Here is a 19,493-nt window from a genome sequence, read left to right as displayed (position 1 = left end):
TATATATTTCAATGCTTTTTTCGAAATACCTCTTATTTTGTCTAAATTTCTATTATTCTTGATTTTTAGAAAAGGGCTCCACTAGAATAAGAAATAAGACTATATTTGCTGGAGGGTTGTTCATGCAATTACCTAAGCATGTCACGATTATTGAAGTCGGACCAAGGGATGGGCTACAAAATGAAAAGAGTATAATCCCAACAGATGCAAAGATTGATTTTATAAAAAAGTTAAAAATGGCCGGCCTTCAAGAAATGGAGCTTACCTCATTTGTTTCACCAAAATGGGTTCCTCAGATGAAGGATGCTGAAGAAATTATCTCGTCTTTTGAGGATGGTACTCGGAATCTTGTTTTGGCTCCGAATCGCAAAGGAATTGAAAGACTGTATGAATCAAATTGTAAAGCGGTTGCTGTTTTTGTTGGGGTTAGTGATAGTTTCAACAAAAAAAATATCAATAAAACGACTAGTGAAAGTATGGAGGAACTTAAACCTCTTATTCAGGAACTAAAGGAAAAGGGATATTTTGTACGTGCATGTATTTCTACTTCTTTTTACTGTCCGTTCGAAGGAAAAGTAGATGAAGAAGCTGTATTAAAGCTATGCTCAACTTTTGTACAATATGGGGTAGATGAATTAAGTGTCGCCGATACAATTGGAAAGGCAAATCCAAAAGAGGTTTTCTTCCTTTTTTCAATATTAAAAAAGGAACTACCAACTACCATGTTAACTGCACATTTTCATGACACCCGCGGCATGGCGCTTGCAAATGTGTTAGCAGCTCTTCAAGCCGGAATAAACCGTTTTGATACCTCTGCTGGTGGCTTAGGTGGTTGCCCGTTTGCACCTGGTGCAACTGGTAATGTTGCTACTGAGGATGTAGTGTATATGCTTGAAGAAATGGGTATTTCCACAGGAATCAATCTTTCAAAGCTCGTGGAGGCTGTTGATGTCATAAATCCTCACCTGACAAGACCGATTGAAAGTAAATTTTACCGGCTGACAAAAGCAAAATAAGAATAATTCGTTTTGTAACTCCACATCCTATCTATGAAATTTTGAAATATCCCCTTAGGAAATGGAGTTGTTACCATTGGCAAAACGAGACAAAGGTCGTGCTCAAAAAGGAAAACCGAATGCTGACACGACAAACAACACGATGGCTGCTGAAGAAATGGAAAGAGCCATTCACCCTACAAACCGTCAAAATTCAAAGCAATGAAAAAATCCCCTGGTTAAGTCAATGGTGACCTACACCAGGGGATTTGTTTAGATTTTCGGTGCTGTTTCTACTTTTGCTGTTGCTCTTGCTTTTAATTTATTTCTTGCTCTACGAGTTTCCGGTATTCGAGAGAATGAGAACAATCGGTAAACAGCAGGAATTAACAATAATGTAATAAGCGTTGCAAACGACAACCCTGAAATGATAACAGTTGCCATCGGCGCCTGATAATTCCCTGAGGCTCCAGATTCAAGCGCAAGCGGAAGCATACCGCCAACTGTTGTTAAAGTCGTCATAAATATTGGGCGAATCCGATCATTACCTGCTCTGATCAGTGCTTCCTCAATCGTAAATCCTTCTTTTCGGAGCTGATTTGTTCGGTCTATAAGCAATATTGCATTGTTTAAAACAATTCCCACAAGCATGATAATACCCATTCCCGACATGAGATTTAATTCCATCTGGGTAATAAACAATCCTAAAATAACCCCAATGATTGTAATCGGAATAACGGACATTACAAGCAATGGATGCCCAAAATGGTTAAATTGAACAGCCATAACCATATAAACAAGGAAGATTGAAATCGCAAAAACAAATATCATATCCGTCATTAGCTCCTGTTGCTGCTCTAAATCCCCACCTGCTGATAGAGTATAGCCTGTTGGCATCTCAAATTCATCAATCATTTTCTGAATATCTCGATTTACTGCACCGAGATCACGTTCCTTTATATCAGCGGAAATCGTCACAAGTCTTTCTCCATCAGAATGAATGATTTCATTTGGTGTTTGAATAGTTTCAAGTTCAATAAATCTAGAAAGTGGCATATCTACACCATTAACCGGTAATTTCATATCAAGTAAATCCGTTTTTGTATCAGGTATTTTCGTCCAACTTAGCTGCAAAGGTATTGTTTCATCATCATTCCGCATCGAACCGACCGGCATTTGAATAAAGGAAGCTTCAATAAATTGTTTAATTTGTGAAGGCAATAAGCCCTCTTCTTCCATTTCTTTTTCTTTTAATAAAACGATTTGCTCTTCAGAGGTTCTTTCAACTGAATTTGTGATTGCTGAAATCCCATCTATATTTTGAAGCTCATCTGCAAATTTGTTTGAAATCATTTGAAGCTGCTCAAAACTATCTCCTTTAATATTTACTTTGACAGGAAACCCTCCCCCGCCAGCCATTGCACTTTGAACACTCAAGACGGGTTGATCTTCCTGCATATTTCGTAAAGTATCTAGTATTTTTTCATTTACTTCCTTTTGTTCTACCGTAATATGATCGCCCTTGGTCATATTAATAATAATGTAAAGCATGCTTCCATTATCCATTACATAATTTGTTTCAACATCTTTTACATTTTGCAGTCTCTGGTTTATTTCGTTTACTACACTCTGTTTTTCTTCCACTGATAATCCTGGTTCTAAGTCTACGCCAAGTTCTGCGTAGCGATTTAACATATCAGGCATGATTGTCATCGGTATTTTCGTTACAAGAAATAGAGAACCAACTAACATCAAAACAAACAATGTTATGATGACAAGGCTATTTCTTTTCTTTTTAATCACCCATGCAATCACATTGCGGTAGCCTTTCATAAAAATCGAGTCTTTTTTCAATTTAGATGGTTTTCTTAGCTTTAAAAATACATCTGACAGAGACGGAATTAATGTGAAAGATATTAAAACGGAACTTATTAAGGTAATTGCCACAACAGCGGACAGCATAATGACAAATTCACCCATTTCACCACCTATTAAACCAATTGGTAGGAAAACAACGATGGTTGTCAGCATAGACGCAATGACTGCCGAAGCTACTTCCTTAGTCCCTTCGATAACAGATTCAAACCTACCAAATCCAAGTTCCTTCTTCTTATATATGGCTTCTAGGATGACAATAGAGGAATCCACCATCATACCTATTCCTAAGCCAAGTCCAAGTAGGGTTAGCATATTAAAGCTATAATCAAATAACCACATCGCTGTAAAGGTTAATAGAACAGAAGATGGAATCGATAGACCTATTATAAAGGTTGCTCTAATATTACGTAAAAACAGTAATAATATAGCAATCGCAATGACTCCACCAATCAAAATATTGTCTTTAACCCCATCAATGGATTCACTAACATAATCTGCTTGGGCAACTACCTCGTTTAATGAAAAGTTGTTTACAAGACCTTCACTTTGAATTTTTTTCACTTCCGCACGTATTGCTTTTGCCATCTCAATTTGCGTGACATTCGATACACGCCCAATTTGTACTAGAATAAAGTCCTGAGAACCATTTTTCCAAACATATGAATTATTCTCTATGGGCTGGATTGTGATAGTAGCAACATCTTTTAATAAAATCGATCCATTTTGCTTTGGTAGTGAAATATTTTCGACATCTTTAACACTCTCTATCTTGGAACTCCATCTCAAGGAAGGTGAACCCTTATCATTTTGTAATTCTCCTAAAGTCGCTTCACCCTCGGACTGTTGAACCGCTGCGACCACTTGGGAAACTTCAAGATTATGTTGTTGTAATTTTTCACGGTCTATTTTAATGGCAACTTCTTGCTCCATGATCCCTGTAAGTAAGACATCTCTCACCTCAGGTAACGCTTCTAATCTTGGCTCTAAAATGTCTTTTGCAAATGTAGACATATCCTCCATGTTGCCACCAGATACATCCATAAAAAATTCGTAGCTTTGACTTCCACCATACTGACCTGATGCAATATCGGTGATATTAGGATACTCTGATTTGGCAGATGCAATAACAGACTCTACTTCTTTATAAATCTCTTCGCCTCGCCCCGTCTCAAATGTAAGATCCAACGTGGTCCTTCCAATATTTGTAGTAGACTGAACACCCTCAACACCATCTATTGCTAAAATGCGTTGTTCAATGGGCGTGGTTATCGTTCTTTCTACTTCAATTGCTGCCGTTTCTCCTGCGTAAATCTCAACAAACGCTCCGTCTAGTTTTACAGGGGGCATGAGCTCTTTGTCTACTTTTAATAAAGAATAGCCTCCTAATACGGTTACTAGGAAAATCATTAAGGTAATTAAGATCTTCCGTTGTACAATAAATTTCAATAATTTCACAGTTCATCTCCTCTTTCTTCCAATAGGTAAAATTTAGTATTACTGTATAAATTAATCATATCGGCTTATTGGAAGTGGCATAATGAGCCGGAGATATATCTTTACCTAAGACCTAAGGCGTAGGAAAATTATGGAGAATCGTTTCAAAAAAGATATAATAAAAGAAGCTAACATTTTCAATCGGACTTTTTAGAAGGAGCGTTTTTTATGAAAAGAATGAAAAAGATATTAATATCGCTTGGAATTCTCATCGGCTATATGACCACAATTGGAATGATTTTTACAAACATTGTTATGTTTATGAAGAAAAAAACCGATGATGAAATTCTTGAACGCGAAACTCGTGAGGGGCGCCTTACATTAGATGAGGTTGAGTCTTTAAAGAAGGAGGATGTATCCATTCAATCAAGGTTTGGATACATGATTAAAGGCTGGCTTGTAAAAGGAACAGATAAAAAACGCATTATTATCATCTCCCACGGTGTAACTCAAAATAAACTAAACTCCATTAAATACATGAAGCTTTTCTTAGAGCGTGACTGGAATGTCCTTTTGTATGATCATCGTCGCCATGGAGAAACAGGGGGAAAGACAACAAGCTACGGGCATTATGAAAAATTCGATCTTGAATCGGTCGTTTCTTGGGTAAAAGAGAAATTTGGGGATGACAGTACGATTGGTATTCACGGGGAATCGATGGGGGCAGTAACGACTTTACTATATGCCGGAATGATTGAAGACGGAGCAAATTTTTATATTGTGGACTGCCCGTTTTCCGATTTTGAAGCACAGCTGAAATATTTGTTAAAGGTTGATTATAAAGTTCCCGCCCCGCTTGTTCTTCCTTTTGCCAATGTCTTTTTAAAGCTTCGCGATGGATATAGCATCAAGGATGTTTCTCCTGTTTCCGTGATTCAAAATATCAAAAAGCCAGTTTTATTTATCCACAGTGCGAAGGATGATTATATTTTACCTGAAATGACAATGGAGCTATATAAAATGAAGGAAGGACCCAAGCAGATGTTGATTGCTGAAAAAGGCAAACACGCCTATTCTTTTGCTGATAACAAGGAAGCCTATGAAAAAGTGATTGACGATTTTCTAGACAAATATGTAAGGGACTGATTCATTTCAGTCCCTTATCCAAGTACATCTGTAATGTCTGTTAAGTTCTCATCTATCCAAGCTAATGCAAGTTCTATTGTTTCAAATTCCTGAACCTCAAAAGTCACCTCATCCTGAAGCAACCAAACATCCTTTTGATCATGGTTTGCCCCTGCAATTGACCAGTGTAAGAGGCTATATGGATGGTTGTCATGTAGAAAGGAAACCCATGTTTTATCTTCTGCAATATTACGAATTGTTTTAAGCTTGGAACTCATGTACATCACTCACTTCTACTAGCCGTAAACGTGGATTTAAGATCTCATTTGGGCTCTTTAACATATAGCAATTTGCCTGTTCAAGAAAATCCACTGTCATATTTTCATCTAAGAACACCATTTTAGATTTTTCTACCAACAATGGTTGATAATTTGTTTCAAGCGTTAGGTCGTCATCGTCTCCAGAGTCTACCAGCCGCAATGCCGTTACCCCACTCACCACACAGCCGCATCCTTCTGTTTCATATTTTAGTTTCAATTTTTTATTTTTATTTTTAATTTGTGTGTTTAGTTTTTCAATCGCCCGTTCTGTAAATGTAACGTTCATTTTTGTTCTCCTTTTTCTTTCATATTACGTCTATTCTAACATATCTTGTCTTCTTCTACATATCATTACAATGTCTGTACACTATTCCAAGCCATTTGAAATTTGGTAAATGCTGGTTTATTATCAATAGTAATATGATTATTTTAAAGGGGGATTTCGGAGATGTCGAAGGTTACCATCAAAGTAAATGATAATGGGTCATTAAGGATTACAGGTGATGTTGATTTGATTGACGCGGAAGGGAATACGTTTCCAACAAAACAAACCTTCTCATTATGCAGATGTGGAAGATCTAACAATAAACCATTTTGCGACGGTTCTCATAAAGGTCACTTCGAATCAGTCGTACGCGCTCCAAAAGAATAATCCTTAATGCACCGAATGCACGACGCATTCGGTTTTTTCGTTATATGGACTATCTCTTATGATACAATACGAGTAAAAGCCTTTCATGGAGGACAAAACATGCCTGATTGGTCATATCATGGACTCTTTAAACCTATTTTATCTCGGCTATCTCCCTATCAATCCCGGGAATTTATTCACCGGGGAATGAATCTGGTTGCCTCCATTCCTGGAGGAAAGCATTTCATTCATTTTCTTGGTAGAGAGGAATCTTCTGAACTGGTAAAAAAGGAAATTCATGGCGTAACCTATCCAAATCCTATTGGACTTTCTGGAAAAATAGATCCGCTTTTAACTGGTTCAAACGCTTTTTCAAATCTTGGATTTGGTTTTATTGAAATTGGTCCGGTAACAAAAGTGCCGACAAAGGACCCTTCTCTTCCAATTGTGGATTGGCAAAAACAGCAAATCGACTTTTCTACAAACTATGAATCAATCGGAGTTGAGCAAACGGTTCAAAAGCTTAAAAAGTGGAAGCCAAAACAGCCTGTCTGGGCAAGGTTGGCTGGAACAAGTAAAGAACAACAGGATTTGATTACGAAATTAGATCCATATGTTGCGGCGTTTGTAACTTCTACTCCAAATATTCTGTGGACTACAGACCGTCCTGTTTATCTTTCTGTTCCAATTTATGAGATCAAAAATCTTTCATTTGATCAGATTCAGTCTACTTGTTCTGGTATCGTCATTGATGAACCTTTGGAAATGGCAAAGGATCATTATATGAGGGAACTACTAGATTCTATTCATTATTTAAGAAAAAGTGGGTTTACGCTTCCCATCATCACAGTTGGCGGTGTTTTTGAACCAGCCCATGCTCTTGCACTTTTTGATGCAGGGGCTGGCCTTGTGCTACTTTCAGAAGGTTATGTTTTTTCAGGACCTGGTCTTACAAAAAGAACTACTGAAGCTCTTTTACACCAGCTTCAGCCACATCCTCCGCTACATTCAGCGTGGATATGGTATTGGCTATTTGGTTTATCCATCTTTATTGGTGGATTAATTGCTGTTCTTTTTAGTTTGACAACTATTATTCTTCCTTACGATGAACAATTTCTTGGAATGCAAAGAGAAGAAATCCTCCTGTTTAATGAACGGATTCTCTATTTTATGGCTCATGATCGGATGACACTTGCTGGGACAATGATTTCTGGTGGTATCGTCTATATGGCATTGGCACGTTTCGGAGTTCGAAAGCAGATTCTCTGGACCAAGCAGACGATCGATCTTGCAGCCATCCTTGGTTTCTTAGGAATATTCTTATTCATTGGATACGGATATTTCGATTGGCTTCACCTTATTTTTTGGCTCATTTTACTCCCAATCTATTTAACTGGTTTTATTAATACGAGACATATGAAGGGGACGCCAACATCGCTTAACACTCGTAATCACCGGGTTTGGAAATATAGTTTAATTGGACAACTAGCGTTTATCACCCTTGGATTTTCATTTGTGTTAGGCGGTATTGTGATTTCATTTATTGGGATTACGAATGTGTTTGTTCCTACTGATATTTTATATATTTGTATGCCGCCTGAAATGTTGGATTTATTTAATGATAAATTGATTTCAGTCATTGCTCATGACCGCGCGGGCTTTGGAAGTGCCCTTCTGAGTGTTGGATTTTTAGTGCTAACTATTTCTCTTTGGGGATTTCAGCAGGGGAATAAATGGGTTTGGCGGACTTTGCTAATAGGTGGACTACCCGCTTTTTTTGCAGGAATTTGGATTCATTTTGCAATCGGATATACGACCTTTATTCATCTTCTTCCCGCTTATTTCGCACTATGCTTATTTTTTATTGGACTTACTATGACGTACCGATTTTTTCATTTGGGGAAAGATATTTAGATGAGATAAAAAAACAAGGCGGCCACTTTCAATGACTGCCTTGTTTAACGCTTGTAATTGTTAATGGAAAATCAATATAGTATTTACCTAGAAAAAGTATTAAAGTGTCAAATCAAATGATAAAAACTTAGGCAGCTGTTGTTCACGCTTATCGAGTACAATCTGTTCTGGCTTGATGCCCTGCTCACGCAATACTTCAATGTTCTGCTTAAGGAAATCGTCGCTACCAACAACATAGAAGAGTCCATCCTTGTCTGAAGCAAGATTTTTCATTTCTTCATAGTAATCTTTACGGTTATCGACGAATTGTGCTGTGAACTTCTTGTCAGGTGCAGATTTAAAAATATTAGTGAACAAGAAATCTTTTGATGAATCGATGTTCAGGGAATGAATTTGATTGACGTTGTCAGCACGTTCGAAATATTCAAGTACAAGTGGTCTGAAAGTTGCCAGGCCGACTCCTGATGACAATAGGTAAACATTTTTGTCTTCCCTTTTAAGTGGTACGTTTGAATGAGTTTTAAAGATTGCAACCTCATTACCGACTTTCAGATTTCTTAAAATCGATTTAAACTCAGAGCACTGCTCTTTGATGCGTGTTGTGATACCGATTGCATTTTCATGCGGTAAAGTAGAGATAGACATATGGCGTACCAAACTCTTATTTGGTTTATCTCCAGCATTGAACCCTTCAAGTGCGAAGTGAGTGTGGGAACCTTCTTCCCATGTAAATTCTTTTGGACAGTCGAGCAGGTATGTTTTAACCTCAGGGGTTTCCTCAATAATCTTATTTATTTTTGTCCAGTATATTTGCATTGTATTTTCTCCTTACCCCATGTATAGATTTGTTACTACTAGTATACAACCAGTGATAACAATTCTCAATTAATAAAATTGATTATTTCAGATAATTTATTCATTAATGGTTTACCTACTAAAATATGAATAATTTTCTAGTATTCACTTTCAATCGCTCTTACTCGGTCGAACAATTCCTGATTCACCGGGGTTTGAACATCATGTTTCCTGCCAAACTCTAAGACAGTCCCACTAAACAAATCGACTTCACTATAACGGCGTGCATCGACATCTTGAGCCATCGATGGTTTTCCTGTTGGACCTAATGCACTTAAAACCTGCAACCAATAATTTAAATCTTCTTCCGTTAAATTCACACCTTCTTTTTCTGAAAGCTCGATTACTTCTTTCATAGCAGCAATCATCATATCCCTTGCAGGACCATCTTTTTGAACTTCATTATAATTGCTTTTATAAACTGCGACTGTTTGGTTTACACCAACATTTAGCATAAATTTGCCCCAAAGTCTTTTTGGCATATTTTGATCAACTTCATACGGAACACCATATTTCTCGAAAAAGGCAGCAACCGCTTTTGTCTTTTCCGAAACAATTCCTGGTTTCTTGTCTCCGATCACAAGCATTCCCATATGGTCATACGTCAGTTGATTTCCTACCTTAACTGCATCCATCCCTTGAGCAACACAATAAAGCACTTTATCCACACCATACTCTTCACCAATAATCGCTTCACTCGTGATGCCATTTAACGCGGATATAAAGACAGTATTTTCATCTACGTGATTTCTTACTGATCTTATGGCATCCTGTAGTCCATTAATTTTAACTGCAAAAATAATTAAATCTGCTGGCTCGCATCGTTCATCTGGTGTGACATAATGAAAATCGCAGTGTTCGCCATTACAATATACTCCATCTTTTTTATATCGTTTTACACGATTTTCATCAGCAATGATTCTAACATTTTCTTTCGGCAATCTTTTCGCAAGCTGATTTCCGAATAATATACCTAATGCACCAAGTCCAATAATTGAGACTGTTTTAATCTCCATAGTAAATCTCCAACCTTTTCTATGTATTACTATTATAGTAACATATTTTTCAATATTTTCTTAAATCTCTCTATTATTGTTTTGGGGCCTTTTAGCTGGTGATAACAACAAAAAAGAGACATCCAAATCGTCGAAATTTGATGTCTCTTTTCTTACACCATTTATATTTTGTACACGAATATGGTACAACGATACTCGGAGCTCGTTTCTTATTTTTCAGTCTTCCAATCCTTTGCGAGCATTCCATATACAACATGGTCCACATAGTGATCGTAGAGCCATTCGGTTTGCCGAACCATACCTTCATTCACAAAGCCTAATCTTTCTGGAATCGATCTGCTCTTATGATTTTCGACCGCTGCCCGGATTTCCACTCGATTTAGCTTTAAATGGGTAAAAGCATAATCAGTTAATGCCTTCGCTACCCTTGTCATGACTCCGTTTCCTTGGTATTGCTGACCAAGCCAGTAGCCGATGTAGGCTATTTTATTGCCCCAATCGATTGAGTTGAAGCTTGCGACACCCACGATTTCGTTTTTATAGACAATAACGGTATGCAATCCTTTATTGTCTGCATAGCTTTTCCTGCACGATTCGATATATGCTTTTGTGTCCTCTACCTTTGTTGTCATATCAAGCCATGGTAGCCATTCTCGTAAGTACGCTCTTGACTGATCTGTTAATTCAAAAATTCGCTCGGCATCGCTTACCTCTGTTAATTTCAAGGACAGTTCCTCGTCAATTTGGTATACAAACATATTTTTTCCCCATTCTATTCTTTTACCATATTAACTTCTATCCTTTGTCTAAAAATCCTTCTAAAATTAGTCTGAAAATCGTAGATCGACTAATGAATTTATAGGGATGTAATGGACTTCCCCGAATTTATCAATGATATGCAATCTATTTTGTAAGTTATCGTAATGATGAATAGTGCCAAGAAGGAGTTTGTGATGTTTGGCTTCATAATGCGTGATAACCAACTCTCTCCCCTCCTCCATCGCCTGATAAAGAACACTGTTCATCTCTTCGATTTGTTGCTCATCTAGTTCTGGCTTTTGCTCATACGTATCTTCTTCTGCCCAATCTCTAAGCAATCTCACATGTTCTGGCAGCATCATTGCTGTCCATTTTATCGTTCCGCGGTCCCGTATCATCTTATTACCTTCTTTCTTACGTCTATCTCTAGCACCTAACCCCTTGAGACGCTCTACTCTGCCTTGTGTCCGCCAACGAGCTTACTACGATGTCTTGATGTTCCGGCATTTGTATAGGAAACTGCACGTAGGATTGCGTCTGAACCGTATTTACCACGGATGCCATCCATTACGTATCCAAGCTTATGCTGCTTGACTCGATTAAGATAAAACAAATCCAATTGCATTTGTCTGTCATCCTCAATATTGGAAAGTGCAATTGAAATTTTGCGAACCGTTTTTTGAGCATAAAATTTTTCAAATAATTCAAGACAGACACGATACATTTCCATCGTAATATTTGTCGGAGTTTCAATTGTTTTCGACCTATAAAATCCCCCGCCAAACTCATCTTGGCTATAATGAATCCCAAGACTAATTGTTCTTCCTGCCTTTTTATGTCGACGTGCCCGCCTTGCTACCTCTTCACACATTTCAAGAATGACGTGCTTCACTTCTTCTGGGTCTGGGTAATCACGCAAGAGGATTTGGCTTTTTCCAAAGCTTACCTGCCCCTGCATAATAGGGGCACCAATTTCTGATAAATCGACACCCCAGGCATGATAATAAAGCTGATTTCCCATCACTCCAAATTTTTTCTCAAGTAATTCAAGCGGATAGTGGGCAAGCTGGCCAACGGTTGTAATTCCCATCCCATTTAAGGTTCGCTCTACCCTTCTCCCAATTCCCCACATTTCTCGTAGGGGCGACACGGGCCATAGTTTTTCGGGAATATCATCATAGGTCCATTCTGCAATTCCTTTTTTCTTTGCATCTAAATCTAAGCATAGCTTTGCCATCAGCATATTAGGACCAATCCCAATGGCACAGGTTAGCCCGTATTCAGTTTCAATCTCTTGCTTGATTTTACGGGCAATTGTTGTCGCATCGCCCCATAACTTTTCAGTTCCATCAATTTTTATAAAGCTTTCATCGACGCTATATACATGGATGGCATCTTTTGGTACGTACCGGTTAAAAAGTCTGGTAATTTCCGTTGAAATTCGTAAATAAGTTGCCATTTTGGGATTTACTATTTTAATTCGAGGGTCCTTGGGTATTTCAAAAAGTCTTGATCCCGTTTTTATCCCAAATTCCTGTTTTAGCTTTGGTGAAGCTGCAAGCACAACACTTCCCGGGCGCTCTGTATCTCCAACAACCGCCAAATAGCACTCGAGTGGATCAAGCCCTAACAATACTGCTGCACAGCTCGCATAAAAGCTTTTTATATCCACGCATAAAATTTTTTGAACGGGCAACTGACTATAATCCACCATCTAACATCATCTCCAAAAAAGAATATACGTTCGTATTCTATTCCTAATAATAGGAGAATATACGTTCGATTTCAATGGAAATTTAAAGCAGAACCTACATAACAGCTTAAAAGAAGTTCTGTACAAATACGTAACTGCCTAACTGAATGACTCGGAACAAAAGAAAAAACCAAAACGCCTAGATTGCGAATTGGTTTTTTGAGGATTATATAGATAAGCGAAAAGCTTTAACAATAATTCCATCATTGGCTGGCTCAAAATCGTAGTGTGGCAAACGCTCAAAGCCGTGTTTTGTATAGAGCTTAATCGCCTGTTTCATGAATTCACCAGTATGTAATCCGATAAATTGATGATTTTTTGCTCGAGAACGCTGTATGCACTCGGTAATTAGGGCTGAAGCGACGCCTTTTCCACGAGCCTCAGGACTCACTGCTAACATCCGTATTTCAGGATATTCCAGTTCTTCTAACTGACCTTCATATGCATCTGTATTAGCGGGAAATAAGACTACGCTTCCGACAATTTCCCCATCGAGTTCACAGACAATAAGCTCAGAACCATGGAGGCGATCAGCTTCAGATGAAATTCCCTGCTTAAGAGCTAGCCAATGAGCAGCTGGAATTACCGTTGAATGCTCATGATAAGCAGCAACTCGTTGCTCTCGAATAAATTCCAATTCTTCCTGTTTTGCATCACGAATTTTCATTACTGATTTCACCTACCCTTGAATCAAGAACTTTTCTTTTTTTCCACTTAACTGATCACGGTTATGTTCAGAACGCCATACCGATTCGTCTGGTCCTTTAGGAAGAATATTCACGTCTCCTTTTGCGGGATCAATGGTGATGGATAGGTGATAATGTCGCTTAATCGCAGCAAAATCAGTCGTTTCACCAAAACCAGGAGTCTGGTATAAGTCACGAGCATATCCCCATAAATTTTTAAATTCACGGATTAAATTTCGGTTTGTTCGAAATGCAGAATAATAAGCAGCATCAAAGCGCACCAATGTCGTATATAAGCGTACATCAGAATCCGTAATAAAGTCCCCAAATAAGAAACGATGCTTGGATAAACGTTCCTCTAATTCATCTAATCTAGCAAACAATCGATCATAGGATTGTTCATAGGCTTCCTGAGAACGAGCAAATCCACATTTATACACACCATTGTTGATATCATGAAAAATAACGTCATTTAATGCATCAATTTCTTCGCGCAAGCTACTCGGATATAAATCAGGAGCGTTTTCCTTATGAAAAGGAGTCCAAACGGTTTCAAAATAGTTGGTAAGCTTAAAATAGTCATTGTTAATCGCTTTTTTGGTTTCAAGATCAACCATGACTGGTACAGTTGGTCTACCTGTATAATCAGGGTCCGCATTCTTATAAACCTCACTCACATACTGAACATTAAGAACAGGATCCACTCCATTTTCATCTAAGGAAAATTCCCAATCTACACGCTCAATTCTAGGTCGAAGTGGACTTACTGTTCCTAGGCTAATTGCACTTTCTAATCCCAGCACTTTGCGAACGATTACAGAGCGGTGTGCCCATGGGCATGCAGCAGACCATAGCAAACGGTAGCGTCCAGACTCAACGGGTAGCTCGTCTGGCTGGTTTCCAAAAGGAGTTGTAAAGCGATTTGTTTGACGATTAAACGAACCATCCGCTTTTATTTCTGCAGGCTTATTGGTTGAAGTATTGTTTGCTTCTGTGGGAATCTTACAGCTTATTGTCTGATCATTTTGTGACATATCATTCTCTCCCTCATGTTCCTTCTCTTTAATGCGCAGTAACTCAATGCGTTTAATGTAGTTTACTCATTATCTAATTTATACGTCAAGTAATAATACTCAGAAATTAAGCCTTCTATCTATGGAAGTTTATTTACCTGTTAGTCTATAAAATATTGCCTTATAACAGGAAAAATTATATTTTATAAACACGGATGAAGATGACATTTAAAAGGGACACTCTTTCGTTTGCGGTATATCATTTATCGTTTTGCAACTTCTCGATATACCGGTAACACCGTTTGCGGTATATCATTTATCGTTTTGCAACTCCTCGATATACTGGTAACACCGTTTGCGGTATATCATTTATCGTTTTACAACTCCTCGATATACTGGTAACACCGTTTGCGATATACCATTTTTCGTTTTGTAACTCCTCGATATACCGGTAACACTGTTTGCGGTATATCATTTATCGTTTTGCAACTCCTCGATATACCGGTAACACCGTTTGCGGTATACCATTTACCGTTTTACACCTCCGTGATATACCGGTAATGTCGTTTGCAGGTGCTTGACTTAAAAAATACCTGCGATTTCTCAAATCAAACAAAAAATACCCCTTATAAAAAGGAGTATGTTGAAACCTATTTCTTAAAAAACGCCTTCCCGCCCACTTTTTCAACAAGTCGAGGAAAAAGGGTATAAAAAACACTACCTGCATTCATCCAGCCCGGCAGGTTAATTTCGCGTTTTGGAGTTAACATGGCATTTACAATTTTAGACGCTACTACATCCGGATCCAGCATAAAACGATTTACATTTTTCGCATAGGTCCCAGACTCATCTGCAATATCGAAAAAACGTGTTCGAATGGGTCCTGGATTTACGGCTGTTACATGAATATTTGTACTCGATAGCTCCATCCGTAAACTATTTGTAAAACCAAGAACCGCATGTTTTGACGCAGAATATACACTTGATTTTGGTGTCGCAATTTTTCCAGCCTGGGAAGCAATATTAATAATATGACCTGAGTTTTGCTCAATCATTGTCGGCAATACCATTTTTGTACATGAAATAAGCCCGAAAACATTCACTTCGAACATAGCCTTCATTTGCTCTATTTTTGCATCTACAACATCAGCAAACACGCCAAACCCTGCGTTATTCACGAGCACATCAACCGTTTTTACATTCCGAAGGATGTCCTCGAATACTTCTTTTACATTTTCAGTATCCCGCACATCTAACTTATAAAATAAGCAGTCGACATTGTATTTTTCTTGAATATTCTGTGCGATTTTTTCCAACTGGCTATAACTTCGAGCCAATAGAATCGGAGTTGCCCCCTGCTCTGCCACAAGATAAGCAATTTTTTCACCTATCCCGCTCGAAGCCCCAGTTATAACAATTGTCTTTCCTTTAAGTCTTGAATTCATACGAATTTTTTTCACCTCGGGAATTTGTTAATTTGAGTGATATATATGTTGTCCGTTCACTACTTCTATCTTAATTTCCCCTAATTCCTCAAGGAAGTCAAGCTGTCCAACTGTTTCAGAAATTGTGAAAAGAGGCTGCCTTAAATAGACTTTTGGGAATAACCTGGTACATACTTCAAATGCGGTCATCGGCTTTTCCTCGATCATTTTCAGCACATGATAGGCTCGTTCTTTTTGTGAGACGAATCTTTCTTGAATTAAATGATGTGCATTCGTAATGTCGTCTCCATGCCCTGTTACGACCTTGGATATGTCGAGCGATAGTAGTTTTCTTAGAGAATTATTATATTGAATTAATGGTCTTGGTCTAGATGTTTCACCAAATTGCGGTGGTTCAAGCAATGGATTTGGCGAGATTTTTGCTAAAAGGGTATCTCCTGCAATAAGCATTCCATCCTCTTCCCGATACAGAACAATATGACTCTGTGCATGCCCAGGCGTCTCCAATACCTTAAAGCCAGGTAACCCCTCAAGTGTATCTCCTTCTCCGATTGTTGAAGTTAACGATCTACGGCAAGAATATTCAAATTCTTCATCCATATTGATTAAAGCTATAAATGCGGGATTAAGCCCCAATTGAGTAAAAAGCTCTTTATAAAACGGCTCATTCTGTGTAAAGAATTGCTGGTCCTGACTAATCCATGGCTGATTTTTCGGATGACCGATGATAGGAATATCCTTACTAAAATAATCAAGAAGCCCGACATGGTCTGGGTGATGATGGGTGATTACAATTTTTTCAATATCAGCTGGTGTATAGCCTAGCTGGGCAAGTTGCTCCTTAAAGGATTGCCATGCTTCCTCTGTTTTTGCACCCGCATCAATTAATGTTAGTGCGTCTCCTTTAACAACATATACATTCACATCCCCGACAGCAAAAGGTGTGGGTAAGGTAATTTTAAAAACATCCTTCGTGGTCGTAAGTTTGCTCATAGTAATCTCCTTTGTACAAAATCCATATCATTTAAGTTACATTTATCCAATTATAAGTTTACCTTTTCATCCTCATTTTGTCATTATATTCGAATAATTTCTCGGTTATGTAAAAAAATTGGGCTTATTTTTTCAAAAATGTGCCCTTGACATCCCGCTAAAATCAGTGCATAATGACCATTAATATAAAATCGTAAAGCAATGATTAGGACTAGTAAATCATGTAATGGTGAAAGAGAATGAGATCCACCGGCTGAAAGATCTCATCGCCCGCTTCTTGATTGAACCTACCTATGAGCTGTTAGGAAAACCTAACCGTTCCCCACGATACGGGTTCAAGTGGAACATTGGAAAATTACTTTTTCATATGTTAAGTAAGGTGGTACCGCGGATAGCTGACCTATTCCGTCCTTTAACGAGGATGGAATAGGTCTTTTTATTTTAATTTAACGGAGGGATCATTATGGAAATGAAACAAAATATGGTGTTTGTTGGAGCTGGCTCAATGGCCGAGGCAATGATTTCTGGGATGCTACAAAAGGAGCTCTTCTTGCCGAGACAAATTTCTGTAATGAACCGCTCCAACCATGCACGATTAGCAGAGCTAAACAAAACGTATGGAGTAACGATTAGTCAGAACCAAAAAGAAACGATTGAAAATGCCGGAATCATTATTCTCGCGATAAAACCAAAGGATGTTGCGGAAGCTGTTTTAGCCATAAAAGAGTATATCAATGAAAAACAACTGATCATCTCGGTACTAGCAGGAGTAGCAACAACAACCATTACTGACTTACTTAACAAAGAAGTAGCAGTAGTTCGTGCGATGCCAAACACATCAGCCACCATCGGAAAATCAGCTACTGCCCTAGCAGTAGGAATGCACGCAAACGAAAATCATCTTCTCATAGCTCGCCAATTGTTTGAAACAATTGGAATTGTTACAACAGTCGCAGAAAAAGATCTTCATGCGGTCACAGGTCTATCGGGAAGTGGTCCTGCGTATGTATATTATTTAGTTGAAGCGATGGAAAAAGCTGCTGATGATATCGGGCTCGAAAAAGGAATTGCCAAAGAATTAATTCTTCAAACGATCATTGGTGCAGCCGAAATGCTTAAAAATTCAACAAAGCAACCCGCTACTTTACGAAAAGAAGTAACAAGTCCAGGCGGTACAACAGAAGCAGGAATAAAAGTGCTGGAGCAATTTAACTACCAGCAAGCTATGGTGGCATGTATTAAACGTGCCACTACTCGCTCCGCTGAGCTCGGAGAAGCAATGCTTCAATCCGTTTCGAAAGAAAATTAAACGTCAACATGAAAGTAAACATAGTCAGTGGAATTCTGCCGAATCCAAAAAAGTGGTGAAGGAGGGGTGGGATTTTACTGACATTTTTGGTAAAATTATTTAGGTAACCGAAATATTACATAATGGGGAGATTCTATGAGTGCACCGCTTATGAAAGAAACACCACCACAATTGCCTATGACCAAAGAAAAAATTTGGACCCGCGATTTTACCCTTATTTGCATTTCAAACTTTTTTATTTTTCTTGGCTTTCAAATGACATTACCGACCATCCCACTCTTTGTAGAACAACTCGGAGGCAATGACCAGCTGATTGGATTAGTCGTTGGAATTTTTACCTTTTCAGCACTTTTAATCAGACCTTTCGCCGGCCATCAATTAGAAAAAAGAGGACGACGCTTCGTTTTTCTAATTGGACTTTCCATTTTCGTATTATCTGTTGGTTCCTATGGAATCATCTCCAGTTTACTCTTTTTATTCATGTTCCGAATCATACAAGGAATTGGTTGGGGCTTTTCAACAACAGCCTCAGGAACAATCGCTACAGACTTAATCCCTGCCAAAAGACGAGGAGAAGGAATGGGCTATTTCGGTCTATTCGGCAATATTGCCCTTGCGTTTGGGCCTTCTTTAGGTCTAGCACTCGCGGGTACAATATCCTTTACAAAACTCTTTTCCATTTGTGCCATACTTGGATTAGTGGCACTCATCCTTTCATCTAGAATCCACTACAAAAAAATCGAGCCAGTAAAAGAAAACCCTAGAAAATGGGACTTTTATGAAAAAACAGCCCTTCCACCATCAATTCTATTATTCTTTATAACTGTGACATTCGGAGGTATTGCAGCCTTTTTACCTATCTATACTTTACAAAAGGAAATACCCGGGATTGAATGGTACTTTCTTATTTTTGCAGTCGCTTTAATGATTTCTCGCACCTTTTCTGGTCGCCTTTATGATTTAAAAGGTCATCAAGCTATTTTTGCACCTGGAGCTGTTTTGATAGTTATAGCTATGTTTCTACTAGCATGGTTACCTAGTAGTCTTGTCCTTTATATTGCTGCCTTTCTTTATGGACTTGGTTTCGGTGCCTTACAACCAGCCTTACAAGCATGGGCTGTCCAAACGGCTCCGGCACATCGCAAAGGAATGGCAAATGCAACCTTTTTTTCATCGTTTGATTTAGGAGTTGGAATTGGTGCGATTACGTTCGGTCAACTTTCACACCTATTAGGTTACCATTCAATCTACATTGCCTCCGCATTTTCGGTTCTTATTTCTATTTTGCTATATTTCGTATGGATTGGTAAAACAACAACTTCAACTTCCGTTTAAGGGAGTCCTCTCCCGTTTTTTGTTTTTCGTCA

General features: G+C 38.3%; 19 protein-coding genes. 7 read left to right on the top strand and 12 right to left on the bottom strand.

Features of this window, described 5'->3' with window-relative positions:
* Positions 1-122 precede the first annotated feature (122 nt).
* Positions 123-1,016, top strand: coding sequence for a hydroxymethylglutaryl-CoA lyase (locus ABC371_RS14685; protein WP_412897464.1), 894 nt, complete (start codon positions 123-125; stop codon positions 1,014-1,016).
* A gap of 76 nt (positions 1,017-1,092) precedes the next feature.
* Positions 1,093-1,221, top strand: coding sequence for a hypothetical protein (locus tag ABC371_RS14680; protein WP_412897463.1), 129 nt, complete (start codon positions 1,093-1,095; stop codon positions 1,219-1,221).
* A 47-nt stretch (positions 1,222-1,268) separates the two neighbouring features.
* Here ABC371_RS14680 and ABC371_RS14675 read toward each other — a convergent pair whose 3' ends face one another.
* Positions 1,269-4,328, bottom strand: coding sequence for an efflux RND transporter permease subunit (locus ABC371_RS14675; RefSeq protein WP_412897462.1), 3,060 nt, complete (start codon positions 4,326-4,328; stop codon positions 1,269-1,271).
* Between the two features lie 216 nt (positions 4,329-4,544).
* Here ABC371_RS14675 and ABC371_RS14670 point away from each other — a divergent pair, with 216 nt between their 5' ends.
* Positions 4,545-5,453: an alpha/beta hydrolase gene (locus ABC371_RS14670; protein WP_412899362.1), complete on the top strand. Its 909-nt coding sequence runs from the start codon at positions 4,545-4,547 to the stop codon at positions 5,451-5,453.
* 14 nt (positions 5,454-5,467) lie between these two features.
* Here ABC371_RS14670 and ABC371_RS14665 read toward each other — a convergent pair whose 3' ends face one another.
* Positions 5,468-5,710: a DUF2552 family protein gene (locus ABC371_RS14665; protein ID WP_412897461.1), complete on the bottom strand. Its 243-nt coding sequence runs from the start codon at positions 5,708-5,710 to the stop codon at positions 5,468-5,470.
* Positions 5,694-6,038, bottom strand: coding sequence for an iron-sulfur cluster biosynthesis family protein (locus ABC371_RS14660; protein WP_412897460.1), 345 nt, complete (start codon positions 6,036-6,038; stop codon positions 5,694-5,696). The genes ABC371_RS14665 and ABC371_RS14660 overlap by 17 nt, the downstream gene beginning before the upstream one ends.
* A gap of 162 nt (positions 6,039-6,200) precedes the next feature.
* On the opposite strand from ABC371_RS14660, the gene ABC371_RS14655 reads away from it, so the two are divergent.
* Both ABC371_RS14655 and ABC371_RS14650 read left to right on the top strand, forming a co-directional pair.
* A complete protein-coding gene (locus ABC371_RS14655) occupies positions 6,201-6,404 on the top strand; it encodes a CDGSH iron-sulfur domain-containing protein (RefSeq protein WP_116352468.1) in 204 nt (67 codons plus the stop codon).
* A gap of 99 nt (positions 6,405-6,503) precedes the next feature.
* Positions 6,504-8,297, top strand: a complete 1,794-nt coding sequence (locus ABC371_RS14650; RefSeq protein ID WP_412897459.1) for a dihydroorotate dehydrogenase — start codon at positions 6,504-6,506, stop codon at positions 8,295-8,297.
* A 99-nt stretch (positions 8,298-8,396) separates the two neighbouring features.
* Here the strand turns inward: ABC371_RS14650 and ABC371_RS14645 are convergent, their stop codons facing one another.
* The 9 genes from ABC371_RS14645 to ABC371_RS14605 all read right to left on the bottom strand — a co-directional run bounded on the left by ABC371_RS14645 (position 8,397) and on the right by ABC371_RS14605 (position 16,817).
* Entirely contained in the window at positions 8,397-9,113 is a 717-nt protein-coding gene (locus ABC371_RS14645) for a dihydropteridine reductase (RefSeq protein WP_412897458.1), read from the bottom strand.
* A gap of 137 nt (positions 9,114-9,250) precedes the next feature.
* Complete coding sequence (locus ABC371_RS14640) at positions 9,251-10,168, bottom strand: ketopantoate reductase family protein (protein ID WP_412897457.1); 918 nt, start codon at positions 10,166-10,168, stop codon at positions 9,251-9,253.
* Between the two features lie 209 nt (positions 10,169-10,377).
* The gene (locus ABC371_RS14635) at positions 10,378-10,926 is read right to left on the bottom strand and encodes a GNAT family N-acetyltransferase (RefSeq protein ID WP_412897456.1); all 549 of its coding nucleotides are present in this window, start codon (positions 10,924-10,926) and stop codon (positions 10,378-10,380) included.
* 66 nt (positions 10,927-10,992) lie between these two features.
* On the bottom strand, positions 10,993-11,325 hold the full coding sequence (locus tag ABC371_RS14630) for a YolD-like family protein (protein WP_412897455.1): 333 nt from the start codon (positions 11,323-11,325) through the stop codon (positions 10,993-10,995).
* A 53-nt stretch (positions 11,326-11,378) separates the two neighbouring features.
* Positions 11,379-12,641 (bottom strand): Y-family DNA polymerase, encoded by a 1,263-nt coding sequence (locus ABC371_RS14625; RefSeq protein ID WP_412897454.1) that lies wholly within the window; start codon positions 12,639-12,641, stop codon positions 11,379-11,381.
* Between the two features lie 205 nt (positions 12,642-12,846).
* Positions 12,847-13,347, bottom strand: a complete 501-nt coding sequence (locus ABC371_RS14620) for a GNAT family N-acetyltransferase (RefSeq protein WP_412897453.1) — start codon at positions 13,345-13,347, stop codon at positions 12,847-12,849.
* A 12-nt stretch (positions 13,348-13,359) separates the two neighbouring features.
* Positions 13,360-14,400 (bottom strand): glutathione S-transferase family protein, encoded by a 1,041-nt coding sequence (locus ABC371_RS14615; protein WP_412897452.1) that lies wholly within the window; start codon positions 14,398-14,400, stop codon positions 13,360-13,362.
* A gap of 629 nt (positions 14,401-15,029) precedes the next feature.
* Positions 15,030-15,824 (bottom strand): SDR family NAD(P)-dependent oxidoreductase, encoded by a 795-nt coding sequence (locus tag ABC371_RS14610; RefSeq protein WP_412897451.1) that lies wholly within the window; start codon positions 15,822-15,824, stop codon positions 15,030-15,032.
* Positions 15,825-15,851: 27 nt separating this feature from the next.
* Complete coding sequence (locus tag ABC371_RS14605; protein WP_412897450.1) at positions 15,852-16,817, bottom strand: MBL fold metallo-hydrolase; 966 nt, start codon at positions 16,815-16,817, stop codon at positions 15,852-15,854.
* Positions 16,818-17,280: 463 nt separating this feature from the next.
* Here ABC371_RS14605 and proI point away from each other — a divergent pair, with 463 nt between their 5' ends.
* The gene (gene proI / locus ABC371_RS14600; protein ID WP_412897449.1) at positions 17,281-18,126 is read left to right on the top strand and encodes a pyrroline-5-carboxylate reductase ProI; all 846 of its coding nucleotides are present in this window, start codon (positions 17,281-17,283) and stop codon (positions 18,124-18,126) included.
* 135 nt (positions 18,127-18,261) lie between these two features.
* Entirely contained in the window at positions 18,262-19,461 is a 1,200-nt protein-coding gene (locus ABC371_RS14595; protein WP_412897448.1) for an MFS transporter, read from the top strand.
* The last annotated feature ends 32 nt before the right edge of the window (positions 19,462-19,493 follow it).

The sequence above is a fragment of the Bacillus jepli genome (assembly GCF_047238305.1).
Lineage (GTDB): Bacteria > Bacillota > Bacilli > Bacillales > Bacillaceae_L > Ferdinandcohnia.
This window is presented reverse-complemented; position numbering and strand designations above follow the sequence as displayed.